Source organism: Streptomyces phyllanthi, assembly GCF_009377205.1.
Lineage (GTDB): Bacteria > Actinomycetota > Actinomycetes > Streptomycetales > Streptomycetaceae > Streptomyces > Streptomyces phyllanthi.
This window is the reverse complement of sequence record NZ_VJZE01000203.1, coordinates 1-15,161: the sequence shown is the minus strand read 5'-3', so window position 1 is coordinate 15,161 and position 15,161 is coordinate 1. Positions and strand designations below refer to the sequence as shown.

General features: G+C 71.5%; 13 protein-coding genes and 1 pseudogene. 9 read left to right on the top strand and 5 right to left on the bottom strand.

From position 1 onward, the window contains the following. Nucleotides 1-46: 46 nt before the first annotated feature. Nucleotides 47-2,698 (bottom strand): annotated as a pseudogene (locus FNH04_RS25530) (S41 family peptidase); the annotation flags it as partial. 255 nt (nt 2,699-2,953) lie between these two features. Between FNH04_RS25530 and FNH04_RS25525 the strand changes: the two are divergent. The 3 genes from FNH04_RS25525 (at nt 2,954) to FNH04_RS25515 (ending at nt 7,439) form a co-directional block, all read left to right on the top strand. Beyond that, a complete protein-coding gene (locus tag FNH04_RS25525) occupies nt 2,954-3,553 on the top strand; it encodes a TetR/AcrR family transcriptional regulator (RefSeq protein ID WP_152788092.1) in 600 nt (199 codons plus the stop codon). 239 nt (nt 3,554-3,792) lie between these two features. Next, a complete protein-coding gene (locus FNH04_RS25520; RefSeq protein ID WP_322723834.1) occupies nt 3,793-6,228 on the top strand; it encodes an MMPL family transporter in 2,436 nt (811 codons plus the stop codon). Nucleotides 6,229-6,581: 353 nt separating this feature from the next. Next, on the top strand, nt 6,582-7,439 hold the full coding sequence (locus FNH04_RS25515) for an intradiol ring-cleavage dioxygenase (RefSeq protein WP_152788088.1): 858 nt from the start codon (nt 6,582-6,584) through the stop codon (nt 7,437-7,439). Nucleotides 7,440-7,520: 81 nt separating this feature from the next. Here the strand turns inward: FNH04_RS25515 and FNH04_RS25510 are convergent, their stop codons facing one another. Beyond that, complete coding sequence (locus tag FNH04_RS25510; protein ID WP_152788086.1) at nt 7,521-7,877, bottom strand: SsgA family sporulation/cell division regulator; 357 nt, start codon at nt 7,875-7,877, stop codon at nt 7,521-7,523. Nucleotides 7,878-8,153: 276 nt separating this feature from the next. Between FNH04_RS25510 and FNH04_RS25505 the strand changes: the two genes are divergently transcribed. The 6 genes from FNH04_RS25505 (at nt 8,154) to FNH04_RS25480 (ending at nt 13,187) form a co-directional block, all read left to right on the top strand. Next, nucleotides 8,154-9,218 carry an energy-coupling factor ABC transporter permease gene (locus FNH04_RS25505; RefSeq protein WP_152788084.1) on the top strand — a complete coding sequence of 355 codons (1,065 nt, stop codon included), beginning with the start codon at nt 8,154-8,156 and terminating at the stop codon, nt 9,216-9,218. A gap of 1 nt (nt 9,219) precedes the next feature. Next, nucleotides 9,220-9,981, top strand: a complete 762-nt coding sequence (cbiQ, locus tag FNH04_RS25500; RefSeq protein ID WP_152788082.1) for a cobalt ECF transporter T component CbiQ — start codon at nt 9,220-9,222, stop codon at nt 9,979-9,981. Further along, on the top strand, nt 9,969-10,748 hold the full coding sequence (locus tag FNH04_RS25495; RefSeq protein ID WP_152788080.1) for an energy-coupling factor ABC transporter ATP-binding protein: 780 nt from the start codon (nt 9,969-9,971) through the stop codon (nt 10,746-10,748). Before cbiQ ends, FNH04_RS25495 begins: the two co-directional genes overlap by 13 nt. 101 nt (nt 10,749-10,849) lie before the next feature. Next, nucleotides 10,850-11,284 (top strand): MarR family winged helix-turn-helix transcriptional regulator, encoded by a 435-nt coding sequence (locus FNH04_RS25490; RefSeq protein ID WP_152788096.1) that lies wholly within the window; start codon nt 10,850-10,852, stop codon nt 11,282-11,284. Between the two features lie 244 nt (nt 11,285-11,528). Continuing rightward, nucleotides 11,529-11,933 (top strand): organic hydroperoxide resistance protein, encoded by a 405-nt coding sequence (locus FNH04_RS25485; protein WP_152788094.1) that lies wholly within the window; start codon nt 11,529-11,531, stop codon nt 11,931-11,933. Between the two features lie 66 nt (nt 11,934-11,999). Then, the gene (locus FNH04_RS25480) at nt 12,000-13,187 is read left to right on the top strand and encodes a serine hydrolase domain-containing protein (protein WP_322723830.1); all 1,188 of its coding nucleotides are present in this window, start codon (nt 12,000-12,002) and stop codon (nt 13,185-13,187) included. A gap of 134 nt (nt 13,188-13,321) precedes the next feature. Here FNH04_RS25480 and FNH04_RS25475 read toward each other — a convergent pair whose 3' ends face one another. From FNH04_RS25475 to FNH04_RS25465, 3 genes are read right to left on the bottom strand one after another with little or no spacing between them, the layout of a single operon-like run. Beyond that, nucleotides 13,322-13,597, bottom strand: a complete 276-nt coding sequence (locus FNH04_RS25475; RefSeq protein ID WP_152788078.1) for a DUF1876 domain-containing protein — start codon at nt 13,595-13,597, stop codon at nt 13,322-13,324. Nucleotides 13,598-13,652: 55 nt separating this feature from the next. Continuing rightward, nucleotides 13,653-14,498 (bottom strand): DMT family transporter, encoded by an 846-nt coding sequence (locus FNH04_RS25470; protein ID WP_322723828.1) that lies wholly within the window; start codon nt 14,496-14,498, stop codon nt 13,653-13,655. Then, on the bottom strand, nt 14,495-15,004 hold the full coding sequence (locus FNH04_RS25465) for a YbaK/EbsC family protein (RefSeq protein ID WP_152788076.1): 510 nt from the start codon (nt 15,002-15,004) through the stop codon (nt 14,495-14,497). Before FNH04_RS25465 ends, FNH04_RS25470 begins: the two co-directional genes overlap by 4 nt. Nucleotides 15,005-15,161: the final 157 nt, after the last annotated feature.

The window sequence follows — 15,161 nt, the reverse complement described above, 5'->3', positions numbered from 1 at the left end:
ACGGTAACCCGGGTCAGTCGCGGACGCGCCCCGCTCCTGCTCGTCGGCCGCACCGGCCGTCGCTCAACTCCCGTACGACGGCACGCCGTTTGGCCACCCAGTCCTGGTACCGCAGCGGCCGTTCGTCGATCAGCGGGACGACGGCCACGCGCCTCGGGGGTTCCACGCCCTCCGCATGCGCGAACGTCAGTTCCACCGTCGAGCCGCCCGCTCCCGAGAGCAGCGGGTACGGGCCCGTCACCACATCCACCGGCCGCCCGTCCACATGGGTGAGCACGGCGCCCTCACGGATTCCGGAACCGGCCAGCGGCGACCGCGCCTTGGAGTCGGAGGAGTCACCGTGCAGGATCCGGGACACCTGCCATCCGCCGTCCCGGCGGACGAAGTTGGCGCCCAGCAGCCCCTGCAGCCGCTGGTAGTGCGGCGGCCCCTCGTTGCGGCGGGCCGGCACGACGTACGCGTGGGACGTGCCCAGTTCTCCGAGTACCTCGCGCAGCAGATCGGCGAACTCGTCGGGTGACGCGACCCGTTCGACCAGCGGCCGGTACTGCGCCAGCACCGCGTCCCAGTCGATCCCGCACATGTCCGGGTCCCAGTAGTACGCGCGGATGATGCGCCCGGCCTCCGCGTACGCCTGCCGCCACTCGGCCGGCGGGTCCACCTGGTGGAGGACGCGCCGCAGGTCGATCCAGGTGGTGCTGTCGCTGTCGCCCGGTTCGGTGGACGGCACCGCCCGCAGGTCGCCCTCGTCCACGACCACCAGCCGCGAGCCGTCCCCGCTGACCCCGAACCAGTCCAGGTGCTCGACGAGTTCGGACCGCTTGGCCTTGGTGATGTTGAAGTGCTCGAGGGTCGGGCGGCCGGACAGGTCGTCCGGATTCGCGAACGTCTCGCCCAGCGCGCCCGAGATCGGCCACCGCAGCCAGACCAGGCCGCCGCCCGCGACCGGGCGCAGCGCCGAGTACTTGGAGGCCGTGACCGGGAAGGGCGTCACCCGGTTCTCCAGGCCCTCGGTCTCGACGGTCACCGTTCCGTCGCCGGTCTCCTCCTCGTCCTCGGTGGGGTCCAGGCCCCCGGCCACGGGCCGCCCGTCGGGGTTCAGCGCGAAGGGCGAGGGCGTCGCCGACGACAGGGGGACGAGGTACGGGCGGCAGCCGAGCGGGAAGGACAGGTCCCCGGTGTGCACGTCGTAGACCGGGTCGAAGCCGCGCCAGGAGAGGAACGCCAGATAGCGGCCGTCGCGCGTGAACACCGGGTTCTCGTCCTCGAAGCGGCCGTTGGTGACGTCGACGATCTGCCGGGCCTCCTGGTCGTGCCCGGTTCCGGAGATACGCGCCATCCTGATCTGGCGCAGGGTCCGCCCGATCCCCGGGTGCGACCAGGTCAGCCAGGCCCCGTCCGGGGAGAACGCGAGGTCCCGTACGGGGCCGTTGCCGGAACGGATGATCTCCGTGACGGCCGCCTCCTCGGTGGACACGTCGATGAGCAGCAGCCGTCCGTCGTGCGACGCGATGGCGAGCCGCTCGCCCGCCGGGTCGGACACGAGCTCCAGCACCCGTCCCAGCTCACCGGAGGCCGGGCGGCGCGGTTTGCCCGTGTCGCCGGCCCGCGGCAGATACGCGATCTCGACGGCGTCCTCGCCCTCCGCGTCCGTCACGTACGCCACCTGCCCGCTCGCCCCGAGCATCTCGGGCAGCCGTACCCGTACGCCCGGGATGTCGGCGATGGTGCGCGCGGGCCCGTCGCGGTGCGTCAGCCAGTACAGGCTGCCGCGGACCACCACGGCGCTGGCCCGGCCCGTCTCGTCGACGGAGATCCCGTCCACGTGTTGGGCGGCCGGCACCTGGTACGGACGGCGCCCGGCGCGCGGGCCGGCGAGACGTACGTCGAGGCGGCGCGGGGCCGAGTCGGGGGACAGGTCGTCGACGATCCACAGGTCACCCGCGCACTGGTACACCACCCGCGTGCCGTCGGACGAGGCGTGCCGGGCGTAGAAGGCGTCGTGGTCGGTGTGGCGGCGCAGGTCGGAGCCGTCGTACGCGCAGGAGTACAGGTTGCCGGTGCCCTCGTGGTCGGAGAGGAAGGCGATCCGTCCGGTGACGAACATGGGGGAGTGGAGATGGCCTTCGAGGCCGGCGAGCAGCCGCTGCCCGTGCAGCCACAGCCGGCCCGTGGCTCCGCCCCGGTACCGCTTCCAGGAGGCGGGCTCGTGCGGCGGGGTGCCGGTGAGCAGCAGTGTCCGGCGTTCACCGTCGATGTCGGCGACCTGGATGTCGGAGACCGGGCCCCAGGGCAGCCGGCCGCCCGGGCCGCCGTCCGTGGGGACCTTGTAGGCCCAGGTGAAGTGGGAGAAGGGCTGGCCGTGCGAGGCGACCGCGAGGAGGTTGCCCTCGGGGTCCCAGCCGCGGACCTCGGTGTCGGCGTTGCCCCAGTAGGTGAGCCGTCTCGTGGGCCCACCGTCCACGGGCGTCAGATGGATCTCGGGGACGAGGCTGCGCCAGCTCGTGTACGCGATGTGGCGGCCGTCGGGCGAGAAGCGCGGGTGCGCGGCCTTCGACCGGTCCACGGTGAGCCGCCAGGCACGGCCCGGGCCGTCGAGGGGCGCCAGCCACAGGTCGTCCTCGGTCACGAAACAGAGCCGGTCGCCGCTCAGGTGGGGGAAGCGGAGATAGCCGGGGGCGGTCTCGTACTCGCTCACCTACCCATGCTTTGCCCGGGAAGAGGCCGCGGCAACTCGTGACGGCACCGCGGGAAGGGCACCGCGTGAACGGCCCCTGTGACGTGGTGACCTGGAACACGTACGAAACGGTTTCGTTTCGCAAGATCCCGGGGTACCGTCGTGCACGTACGAAACCGTTTCGTTCGGAACGGCGTCGGGCAGTTGTCCTACTAGGCTGTCCTGCGCCCGCCCGAGCGCGAGTGGGGAAAGCGAAGCAGGGAGAAGGTGAGTGGGATGACTGAGACCGCGACGGCGCGACGCAGTCGGATCACGCCCGAGCGCGAGGCCGAGTTGTACGCCGCCGTGCTCGACCTGCTCCGGGAGGTCGGCTACGACGCCCTGACCATGGACGCCGTGGCCACCCGCACCCGGTCCAGCAAGGCCACCCTCTACCGCCAGTGGGGCGGAAAGGCCGAGCTGGTGGCGAAGGCGATCCGGTTCAACAAGCCGGGCAGCATCACCGACGTCGACACCGGGTCCCTGCGGGGCGATCTCCACGCCCTGGTCCAGCGCGAGGACGACTGCGCCATGGAACAGAACTCCGCGCTGATGCGGGGCCTGTTCATGGCGGTGCACATGAACCCCGAACTCCTCCAGGCGTTCCGGGAGTTCCTGGTCGATCCGGAGATGGCGGACTTCCAGCGGGTGATCCAGCGCGCCGTCGACCGCGGGGAGGTCCGTGCGGACAACCCGGCGATCGAGTACGTGGTGCACATGATGCTCGGTGCCTTCGCCACCCGGACGCTGCTCGACGAACTGCCGCCGACGCAGGAGTTCCTCCGTTCGTACATCGACGCCGTGATCCTCCCCGCCCTCGGCGTGCGAACCGTCTGACAGACACCCCCGTCCGACAGACACCCCCGCGATCACTGCCCGACCGGCAGTCCAGCACCACCTGACGCCACCGCTCACGTCGTCGGGTTGACCACCCCTGCCCCGCACGTGCCCCCGCACGGGCAGACCGGCCCCGCCTCCCCGCGAGTCGATCACCCCTGCCTCCGCACGCGCTCCCGCACGGGCTGATCACCCCTGCCCGCATACTCATCCACGACCTGGACGGGAGTACGCCCCCCGTGGCCACGTTCCTCTACAAACTCGGCCGACTCGCCTTCCGGCGACGGCACTTCGTCGCCCTCCTCTGGGTGGCCCTGCTGACCCTCGCCGGCGTCGGGGCGGCCAACGCGCCCGCCGCGGGCTCCACTTCCTTCTCGATCCCCGGCACGGAGGCCCAGAAGACCTTCGACCTGCTGGAGGAACGCTTCCCCGGCGCCGCCGCCGACGGAGCGACCGCCCGCGTCGTCTTCAAGGCACCCTCGGGCGAGAAGATGACGGACGCCGGCAACAAGGCGGCCGTCCGGCAGACCGTCAAGGAGCTGCGCACCGGCTCCGAGGTCGTCTCCGTGACCGACCCGTACAAGACCCGGTCCCTCAGCAAGGACCGGACGGTCGCGTACACGCAGGTCAGGTACGAGGTCCCCGGCATGGAGCTGGAGGACTCCTCCAAGGACGCGCTGGAGGAGAGCGCGGACGAGGCGCGGGACGCCGGGCTGACCGTCGAGATCGGCGGCGACGTGCTCCAGGCGGTCCCGCACACCGGCGCCGCCGAGGTCATCGGCATCGCCGTCGCCGCGGTCGTCCTGGTCGTCACCCTCGGTTCGCTGGTCGCGGCCGGGCTGCCGCTGCTGACCGCGGTCATCGGTGTGGGCATCGGCGTCTCGGCCATCACCGCCCTGGCCAACGCGCTCGATCTCGGCACCACGACCTCCACGCTCGCGTCGATGATCGGCCTGGCCGTCGGCATCGACTACGCGCTGTTCATCGTCTCCCGCTACCGGGGCGAGCTGGCCGAGGGCCGTGACCGTGAGGAAGCGGCCGGGCGGGCCGTGGGCACCGCGGGCTCGGCGGTGGTCTTCGCGGGCCTGACGGTGGTGATCGCGCTGGTGGGGCTGGCCGTCGTCAACATCCCGATGCTGACGAAGATGGGTGTCGCGGCGGCGGGCACGGTCGCCGTCGCCGTCCTCATCGCGCTGACCCTGATCCCGGCGCTGCTCGGATACGCGGGCCGCAGGATCCAGCCGGCGGGTGGGAAGAGCGGGCTGCTGGGCCGCAAGGCGAAGAAGAAGGCGCAGGCCCCGCAGAGCCCGCAGGCCCCGCAGAGCCCGCAGGCCCCGCAGAGCCCGCAGGCCCCGCAGAGCTCGCAGAGCCCGCAGGCCCCAAAGAGCTCGCAGAGCCCGCAGAGCTCACAGGGTGGCGAGGCCAAACCCAACATGGGCACCCGCTGGGCGAGTTTCGTGGTCCGGCGTCCGGTCGCCGTCCTCCTCCTCGGCGTGCTCGGCCTGGGTGCGGCGGCCATCCCGGCGACCCAGCTGGAGCTGGGCATGCCCGACGACGGTGCGCAGCCGACGTCCACGACACAGCGCCGGGCGTACGACACGCTGTCGGAGGGCTTCGGTCCCGGTTCCAACGGCCCGCTGATGGTCGTGGTCGACGCGAAGGCGAGTGACGACCCGAAGGCGGCCGCCACCACGGTGACGGACGAGATCAAGGGCATGAAGGACGTCGTGTCGGTGACCCCGGCGACGTTCAACAAGGCCGGCGACACCGCGATGATCACCGTGATCCCGGACTCCAAGCCGTCCTCGACGCAGACCGAGGACCTGGTGCACACCATCCGTGGAGCGGGTGCGGACATCAAGGCCGACACGGACGCGACGGTCCTGGTCACGGGTGCCACGGCGGTGAACATCGACGTCTCGCAGAAGCTGAACGACGCGCTGCTGCCCTACCTGGCGCTGGTGGTGGGCCTGGCGTTCCTGCTCCTGATCGTGGTCTTCCGCTCGATCCTGGTCCCGCTGAAGGCGGCCCTCGGCTTCCTGCTGAGCGTGCTCGCCGCGCTGGGCGCGGTGGTCGCGGTCTTCCAGTGGGGCTGGCTGTCCGGACTCATGGGCGTCGAGGAGACCGGCCCCATCATGTCGATGATGCCGATCTTCATGGTCGGTGTGGTCTTCGGCCTGGCGATGGACTACGAGGTCTTCCTGGTGACCCGCATGCGCGAGGCGTACGTCCACGGAGAGCGCCCCGGCCAGGCGGTGGTGACCGGCTTCCGGCACAGCGCCCGGGTCGTCACGGCCGCGGCGGTCATCATGATGGCGGTCTTCGCGGGCTTCATCGGCTCCACCGAGCAGATGGTGAAGATGATCGGCTTCGGCCTCGCGGTCGCCGTCTTCTTCGACGCCTTCGTCGTCCGTATGGCCATCGTCCCGGCGGTGCTCGCGCTGCTGGGCAGGAAGGCCTGGTGGCTGCCGAAGTGGCTGGACCGGGCCCTGCCGAACGTGGACGTGGAGGGTGAGGGGCTGCGCACGGAGCCGAACGCTTCCGGGTCCGCGGACGGAGGATCCGAGAACGGAGGATCCGAGAACGGAGGATCCGAGGACGGGGGGTCCAGGGCCGGAGGGTCCAGGGCCGGCGACACGGATCCGGACGAGGAGCGGCAGCTGGCACGCGTCTGACGCGACGGCACCGCTTCGAGGACCAGCCGGTGAGGGCACCGTGGGGACGGGATGCCCTCACCGGCTTCCTGCTGCCGTGGTCAGCGGCTCGGGCTCGGGCAGTCGTCAGGGGCACGGTCTCGGGCGGTCGTCAGGGGCTCGGTCCGGCGTGACCCGCGGCACAGGACCGACCGACCGGATGGACACGCCTCGCGGCGATTGCGTCGAGGTGGCCACCGCCCCCACCACCTGGACCCGCTTCCTCACGCGTCTCTCGGCAGACTGACAATCCGTTCACAGGAACCGGACAGACAGCGCTTATAGCATCGCGCCCACTCCATGACGGGAACGCACGGAAAGCGCGGTTCGGCACCATGAGCGAAGCACTCCACGGCCACGGGCACAGCCACGGCCACGACGACGACCACGAGCACGACAGAGGTCTCTCCTACGACCTGCCGGTCCTCGCCCGGCGCCGCATGATCAGACTGCTGGCCGGCGCGAGCCTGGTCCCGCTGGCGGCCTGCTCCTCCGACGACTCCGGGAGCGCGGCCTCGTCCTCGTCGTCCTCCGGGTCGTCGAGCGCGTCCGGTTCCGACGCGAGCTGCGAGGTCATCCCGAACGAGACGGCCGGCCCGTACCCCGGTGACGGCTCGAACGGCGTGAACGTCCTCAAGGAGAGCGGGGTCGTCCGCAGCGACATCACGAAGAGCTTCGGCTCGGCGAGTGCCACCGCCGAGGGCGTGCCGCTGACCGTGACGCTGACCGTCGTCGACGCGGCCTCCGGATGCGGTACGCCGAAGAAGGGCGCCGCCGTCTACCTCTGGCACTGCGACCGGGACGGCAACTACTCCCTCTACTCCGAGGGCGTCACCGAGGAGAACTACCTGCGAGGAGTCCAGGAGACCGACGACAAGGGCCAGGTGACCTTCAAGTCGATCTTCCCCGGCTGTTACGCGGGCCGCTGGCCGCACATCCACTTCGAGGTGTACGGCAGCCTGGAGGACGCCACCGCCGCCCAGTCGATCACCAACACCTCCCAGCTCGCCTTCCCGAAGGACGTCTGCGACAAGGTGTACGCCACGGACGGCTACAGCAGCAGTGTCCAGAACCTGGGCCAGCTGTCCCTGGAGACGGACAACATCTTCAGCGACGGCTACGACCAGCAGATGGCCACCCTGGAAGGCAGCGTGGAGAAGTGCTACACGGCCACCCTCACGGTCCCCGTGTAGGACATACCGCCGGGGCCCGACCTTCGGAGTCGGGCCCCACGCCGTTGCCGCTCGACGCACGCTTCGTCGTCGAGGAGATCGTCACCGCCCCACCGGCGCCCCCGCCGTATACGTCCGCCGCAGGAAGCGGAGCAGGGCGTGGGAGTCGAACTGCATGACCTCCACGCCCTCGGCCGAGTGGAACTCGATCACCGCCTGGACCCGGCCGCAGGGCCAGATGCTGACGCCGCCGCTGGTGGCGGGGACGCTCAGGCCGCGTTCCATGAGGTCGCGGGAGAACTCCCAGTCGTGCGGGCCCTCGTGCAGGCCGGGGAGGTTGACGTGGACGGAGAGCGGGTCGGCCTCGGAGTCGTAGCGGAGGAGTACCGGGACCGCGTCCTCCGCCTCCGGGGAGTCCGTGACGACATGGGCTCGCGCGTACTGCTCGACGACGGACATCGGACGACTCCTCACGCAGAGTGACCTAAACAGAACCTGTGCATCCGGTATCTGTCTGTCCAATGTCGCATATGTTCCGCGGTCCGGCCCAGCCCAGCCCGGCCCGCCATGCCCGTCCCCGCTTGCCCGGTAAGGTCGCGCTCCAGCTATTGGCGACTTGGCGCTCTTGCAAGATGTTCGCAACAAGGCACTATCATCGTACGGTTCCAGCCACCCGTACGCAGCCGGTGAGCCGCCGACGCGCGACAGACCCGGAGCAGGAGAGCGAGCCCTCCCATGCATGTGCCCGACGGATTCATCAACGCCCCCGTCTCGGCGGCCGCCGGAGTCGTCGCGGCAGGCGCCGTCGCGGTGAGCCTGCGCGGTGCCCGGCGCGAGCTGGACGAGCGGACGGCACCGCTCGCCGGGCTGGTCGCCGCGTTCATCTTCGCCGTGCAGATGTTGAACTTCCCGGTCGCCGCGGGAACGAGCGGGCATCTGCTGGGCGGGGCGCTCGCCGCGATACTCGTGGGCCCCTACACAGGGGTGCTGTGCGTGTCCGTCGTCCTGCTCATGCAGGGGATCCTGTTCGCGGACGGCGGCCTCACCGCCCTCGGCGTGAACATCACCGTCATGGCGGTCGTGACGACGGTCGTCGCGTACGCCGTCTTCCGCGGCCTGGTGAAGGTCCTGCCGAAGAAGCGGCCGTCGATCACCGTCTCCGCCTTCGCCGCCGCCGTGCTCTCCGTGCCCGCGGCCGCCGCCGCCTTCACGCTCGTCTACGCGGTCGGCGGCACCACGGACGTACCGATCGGGCAGGTCCTCACCGCCATGGTCGGCGTCCACGTCCTGATCGGCATCGGAGAGGCGACGATCACGGCGCTCACCGTCGGCGCCGTCATCGCCGTACGGCCCGACCTGGTGTACGGCGCCCGCGGCCTGACCGCCCCGCTGAAGCTGCGCGTCAACGGCGAACTCGTCGACGCCCCGGCCGCCGAGCCCGAGCCCGCACCCGTTGCCGCCCGGTCCCCGCGCAAGCTGCTCCTCGCCGGCCTCGCCACCTCCCTCGTCCTCGCCGGCTTCGTCAGCTTCTACGCCTCCGCCAGCCCCGACGGCCTGGAGAAGGTGGCCGCCGACAAGGGCATCGACGCCAAGGCCGAGGACCACGCGACCGCCGACTCCCCGCTCGCCGACTACGGCGTGGAGGGCGTCACCAACGCCCGCCTCTCCGGCGGTCTCGCGGGCGTGATCGGCGTCGGCGTCACCGTCGTCGCCGGGACGGGCGTCTTCTGGGCCGTACGGAAGCGCCGTACGAACGAGACCTCCCCGGCGTCCACGTCCGACATCCCCGAGAACGTCTGACATGGGGGCGGGCCACACGCACAAGCTGTACCGGCACGGGCACTCGCCCGTGCACGCCCTGCCGCCGCACACCAAGCTCACGGCGGTCTTCGCCTTCGTGGTGGTCGTGGTGTCCACCCCGCGCGAGGCGGTCTGGGCGTTCGCGCTGTACGCGGCACTGCTCGGCACCGTCGCGTACGCGGCCCGCGTACCGGCCTCCTTCCTGCTGAAGCGGCTGCTGATCGAGGTCCCGTTCGTCGCCTTCGCCGTGCTGATGCCGTTCGTCGCACAGGGCGAACGCGTCGACGTCCTGGGCATGTCGCTGAGCGTCAACGGCCTGTGGGGTGCCTGGAACGTCCTCGCCAAGGGCACCCTGGGCGTCGCCGCCTCCGTCCTCCTCGCCGCCACCACCGAACTGCGCGAACTGCTCCTCGGGCTGCAACGGCTGGGGCTCCCGCCGCTCCTCGTCCAGATCGCGTCCTTCATGATCCGGTACGGGGACGTGATCACCGACGAGATGCGGCGGATGCGGATCGCGAGGGAGTCCCGGGGGTTCGAGGCCCGTGGCGTACGGCACTGGGGCGTGCTCGCCAAGTCCGCGGGCGCGCTGTTCATCCGCTCCTACGAGCGGGGCGAACGCGTGCACCTGGCCATGATCAGCCGGGGCTACGCGGGCTCCATGCCCGTGATCGACGAGGTGACCGCGTCCCGGGCGCAGTGGTCGTACGCCCTCACCCTCCCGTGCGCCGCCCTCGTCGTCTGTCTGCTGGGATGGGCACTGTGACTGATGTGACTGATGTGACGGCACCTTCGCTGGAAGTGGCCGGTCTGGCCTTCGCCTACCCCGACGGCCACCAGGCGCTGTTCGGCGTGGACTTCACGCTCGCGCGCGGTGAGCGGGTCGCGCTGCTCGGGCCGAACGGCGCCGGGAAGACCACCCTCGTGCTGCACCTCAACGGCATCCTCACCGCGGGCGCCGGGACGGTGAAGGTCGCCGGACTCCCGGTCGGCAGGCAGCACATGGCCGAGATCCGGCGGCGCGTGGGCATCGTCTTCCAGGACCCGGACGACCAGCTGTTCATGCCGACCGTGCGGGAGGACGTGGCCTTCGGGCCCGCGGCGGCCGGGCTGAAGGGCGCCGAGCTGGAGGCGCGCGTGGACCGGGCGCTGGAACGGGTCGGCATGGCGGAGTTCAAGGCCCGACCGCCCCACCACCTCTCCTTCGGCCAGCGGCGCCGGGTGGCCGTGGCGACGGTGCTGGCGATGGAGCCGGAGATCCTGGTCCTGGACGAGCCCTCGTCCAACCTCGACCCCGCTTCCCGGCGTGAACTGGCCGACATCCTACGGTCGTTGGACGTCACCGTCCTCATGGTCACGCACGACCTGCCGTACGCCCTCGAACTGTGCCCGCGCTCGCTGATCCTGAGCGAGGGCGTGATCGCGGCCGACGGGAGGACCGGCGAGCTCCTCGCGGACGACGAGCTGATGCGCGCCCACCGCCTGGAGCTGCCTTTCGGCTTCGATCCGCGGTCCGTGACAATGGGCGCGTGACGCATCAGGAGGACCAGCAGGAGGACCGACAGGAGCACCAGCGGGAGGACCGGCAGGAGGACTGGCAGGAGGACCGGGAGCACGCCGGGCGGCAGGGGTCGCTGCTCCTCGACGACCAGCTGTGCTTCGCGCTGTACGCGGCCCAGCGCGCCGTGACGGCCGTGTACCGCCCGGTGCTCGACGAGCTCGGCCTCACCTACCCGCAGTACCTGGTCCTGCTCGTCCTCTGGGAGCGCGGCGAGATCACGGTCAAGGAGCTGGCGGGCGCCCTGCGGCTCGACTACGGCACGGTGTCGCCGCTGCTGAAGCGGCTGGAGGCGGCGGATCTCGTACGGCGTGAGCGGTCGGCGCGCGACGAGCGGTCGGTGCTCGTCGCGCTCACCGGGCGGGGCGAGGAGCTGCGGGAGCGCGCGGAATGCGTGCCGAAGACCCTGCTGGCGGCCGGCGGGCTGGACCCGGCCGAGGTGGTGCGGCTGCGCGGAGAGCTGCGCCGACTGGCGGAGCGCGCGGAGGGCGTGGCCGCCCGCAGCCGCTGACCTCGGTGTTACCCACGGTTGCTACCCCCTGGTGGGAACATGCCCCTACTGGCGAGTACCTTGTGCACGATGTACTCGTGCACACTTGACCCGGGGGGAGCCGGCCACGATGGAAACGAGAGACGCCACGACTGAGGACGGCACCGACGCCACGGCTGTAGGCGGTGCCACGGCTGGGAGCGGCGCCGGCGCCACCGCCCTCGACACCGGCGCCACCGCCGTCGACACCCGTCCCGTAAAGATCATGTACGTGGCCGAGGCCACCGCGCACGGCGGCAGGGACGGCTACGTCACCAGCCAGGACGGCCACATCGAGCTGAAGGTCGCGATGCCGCCGCAGATGGGCGGCGACGGCGACGGCACGAACCCGGAGCAACTGTTCGCCGCCGGGTACAGCTCCTGCTTCCACAACGCGCTGGTCCTCGTCGGCCGCCGCGCGGGCTACGACCTGACCGGCTCCACGGTCGCCGCGAAGGTCGGCATCGGCCCCAACAGGCAGCGCGGCTACGGCCTCGCGGTCGCCCTCAGCGTCTCCCTCCCCGTCCTCGACCAGGACATCGCGTCCAAGCTGGTGGACGCGGCCCACCAGGTCTGCCCGTACTCGAACGCGACGCGCGGGAACGTCGACGTCACGATCGTGCTGGGCTGAGGAATCGCAGGCGATGGATGGGTGTTGCACCCACTGTCGTAGGTGATCCGGAGGGAAGTGGCGGGCGTGAACGTGAACGGCACAGTGGCCGAGGGCTTCGAGCCGGTCAGGGACGCGTTCGTACGGAACTTCGAGACGCTGGGGGAGCGGGGCGCGGCCGTCGCCGTGTACCGGGACGGCCGCAAGGTCGTGGACCTCTGGGGCGGCACCCGGGACGTGGACGGCGACGTCGACGGTGACGCGCCCTGGGAACACGGCACCGCGCAGATCATGCGCTCGGCGACGAAGGGCGTCGCCGCCGCCGTACCCCTCGTGCTGGCCGAGCGCGGGGAACTGGACCTGGACGCGCCGGTCGGCGAGTACTGGCCGGAGTTCAAGGCACACGGCAAGGAGCGGCTGCTGGTCCGGCACATACTGAACCACCGGGCCGGACTCCCGTTCCTGGACCGCCCGTTGACCCCCGAGGAGGCGCTGGACCCGCGCCGGGGCCCCGAGGCGGTCGCCGCGCAGACCCCTGCCTGGGAGCCGGGCACCGACCACGGCTACCACCCGCTGACGTACGGCTGGATGCTCGACGAACTGGTGCGCCGCGTCACGGGATCGGGGACCGGTGACTGGATCGCAGCGGAGATCGCCGGGCCGCTGGGCCTGGACCTGTGGCTGGGGCTGCCGGAGTCGGAGGAGGCGGCGGGCCGCGTGGGCCGCGTCGGCCGTATCGAGACACCCGAGCCCGCCTCCACGGGCCTGCGCGTCCGCCCGAAGCGTTCGGTTGCCGAGGCCTACGACGACCCGTCGTCCCTCACCCGCCGGGCCTTCGCCGCGATCACCCCGTTCCCCGACCAGAACGACCCGGCGTACCGCGCGTCCGCCCTCCCCGCCACCAACGGCATCGCTACGGCGGACGGGCTGGCCCGCTTCTACGCGTCCCTGATCGGTGAGGTGGACGGCGGGGTTCGGCTGTTCACGCCGGCGACCACGGAGGCGGCCCGCGCCGAGGAGTCCGCGGGCCCCGACCGCACCCTGGTCGTCAACACCCGTTTCGGCCTCGGCTACATGCTGCACGGCGGCGCGTCCCCCCTGCTGGGGCCGGGCTCCTTCGGCCACCCCGGCCGCGGAGGCGCTCTCGGCTTCGCCGACCCCGCCTCCGGGACCGCCTTCGGCTACGTCACGAACGGCCTGCGCAGGACGGTGACGGCGGACCCCCGGCCGCAGGCGCTGGTGCGGGCGGTACGGACGGCGATCGCGAGCCACTGACCCGGGGCACTGACGCGAGCCGGCCCGCTCCGGGCCCAACTGCCCGGAACGGGCCGTGCCGTGACGCGGTGACATGGTGGCTCACCCGGTGCGCACGTGTCGCTCACCGGGCGCGCACGTTCAGTGGGTGATCGTCAGAGGGCGATCGGGTGCGACGTACGCCCCGACGCCTCGTCGATCTCCTCGTGCGCCTTGGTGAGCAGCTTCATCGCCAGTTCGTTGAGGGCCCTCGCCCCCGCGATCTCCTCACCGACCCGTGGCTGATTCGAGTCGGTGCGGTGGCGCGTGGCGTACCCGTGGGCCCGTACCTCGTTCCCGTCGGGAAGCCGTAGCAGCGCCGCCGCGCGAGTGCGGTGGTCATCCTCTTCGAATTCCAGCTCGACATGCCATCCGACTGCGGTGTGCATCATGACGATCACCTCCGGAACCGCTGCTTCCAGGGTGCGCCTCCGTACCCGCCGATGCCTACCCGGAGCGCAGCATCAGCCCGATCCCCACCACCAGCACCCCCGCCGCCACGATCCGCGGCGCCCCGAACCGCTCCTTGAAGAACACCGCGCCGATCGCCGCTCCGACGATGATCGACGACTCGCGCAGTGCCGCGATGGGCGCCAGTTCGGCGCGGGTCTGGGCCCACAGGACCAGCCCGTACGCCGACACGGACAGCGCGGCGCCCAGCAGCCCGAGGCCGGTGAACGGACGCAGCACCCGCACGGTCTCCGCACGCCAGCGGTACACGGCGTACGCCGGGAGCACCGTCCCCTGGACCGCCATCAGCCAGGCGATGTATCCCACGGACGACCCGGAGGCCCGGACACCCAGGCCGTCCACCACCGTGTACAGCGCGATCGACAGCCCCGTGGCCAGCGCCGCGCCGATCGCCGCCCAGTGCGGCCGGCGCCCGCGCAGGCCCCACAGAGCGACCCCGGTCAGCCCGGCGCAGCTCAGCGCGATACCCGCCGCCGCCCAGCCGTCCGGCACCTCGTGCGCGAACACCGCCGCCAGGACGGTCACCACGAGTGGGGCGCTGCCGCGGGCGATGGGGTACGCCTGCCCGAAGTCGCCCAGCCGGAACGACCGCATGAGCAGCGCGAAGTAGATGAGGTGGATCGCTGCGGACGCCGCCAGATACGGCCACGCCCCGGCGGCCGGGAACGGTACGAAGGGCATCGCGGCGAGGCCGATGAGCGCGCCGCCGCCGGAGATCAGCGTGAAGGCGACCAGTTTGTCGGTGATGCGGTGGGCGATGGCGTTCCAGACGGCGTGGGTGACCGCGGCGGCGAGAACGGCAGCGGCCACGGCAGGTGTCACGCGGTCCGCTCCCGCACATCGACCAGCGTGCCGCCCGCGTGTGCGATCAGGCTCTTGGGCTCCATGGGGAACACGGCGTGCGGGGTGCCCGCGGCGGCCCACACGGTGTCGTGCTCCAGCAGCGAACGGTCCGCGAGGACACGGGTTCTCGTCCGGTGCCCGAAGGGCGGCACGCCACCGATCGCGTACCCGGTCGTCTCCCGTACGACGTCCACCTTGGCCCGTGTCACCTTCTCGGCGCCCAACTCCCGGCGTACGAGCTCGACGTCGACGCGGGAGGCGCCGTCCATCAGCACCAGTACGGGTTCGCCGTCCGCCGCGAACACCAGTGACTTGCAGATCTGGCTCAACTCACACCCGATCGCCGCGGCGGCCTCGGCGGCGGTACGGGTCTCCTCCGGGAACCGCCGAATCCGTGCGTGGATCTCGTCGAGCCCCAACCGTGTGAGCGCCTCGGCGAATCGGGGGTTGGCGGAGGAGGGGGTAGGGGATGCGGATGCGGTCATGGGCGGCACGCTAGCGGTGGGTGTAGGACGCACGCGACCGGGTTACTCCGGGCTGGTTGTCGCCCCCGCCGCCCCTACCTCCGCTGAGTTCCTCGGCTTCCGAACGGGCCTTGTCCTCCGGGGGCCCAGGGGGCGGAGCCCCTTGGCGGGGGCGAAG

Bases quoted from the DNA above. Each gene is read 5' to 3' on its own strand.
- FNH04_RS25525 (WP_152788092.1), top strand. From the start codon at position 2,954: ATGACTGAGACCGCGACGGCGCGACGCAGTCGGATCACGCCCGAGCGC.
- FNH04_RS25515 (WP_152788088.1), top strand. From the start codon at position 6,582: ATGAGCGAAGCACTCCACGGCCACGGGCACAGCCACGGCCACGACGAC.
- FNH04_RS25510 (WP_152788086.1), bottom strand. From the start codon at position 7,877: ATGTCCGTCGTCGAGCAGTACGCGCGAGCCCATGTCGTCACGGACTCC.
- FNH04_RS25505 (WP_152788084.1), top strand. From the start codon at position 8,154: ATGCATGTGCCCGACGGATTCATCAACGCCCCCGTCTCGGCGGCCGCC.
- cbiQ (WP_152788082.1), top strand. From the start codon at position 9,220: ATGGGGGCGGGCCACACGCACAAGCTGTACCGGCACGGGCACTCGCCC.
- FNH04_RS25495 (WP_152788080.1), top strand. From the start codon at position 9,969: ATGGGCACTGTGACTGATGTGACTGATGTGACGGCACCTTCGCTGGAA.
- FNH04_RS25485 (WP_152788094.1), top strand. From the start codon at position 11,529: ATGTACGTGGCCGAGGCCACCGCGCACGGCGGCAGGGACGGCTACGTC.
- FNH04_RS25475 (WP_152788078.1), bottom strand. From the start codon at position 13,597: ATGATGCACACCGCAGTCGGATGGCATGTCGAGCTGGAATTCGAAGAG.
- FNH04_RS25465 (WP_152788076.1), bottom strand. From the start codon at position 15,004: ATGACCGCATCCGCATCCCCTACCCCCTCCTCCGCCAACCCCCGATTC.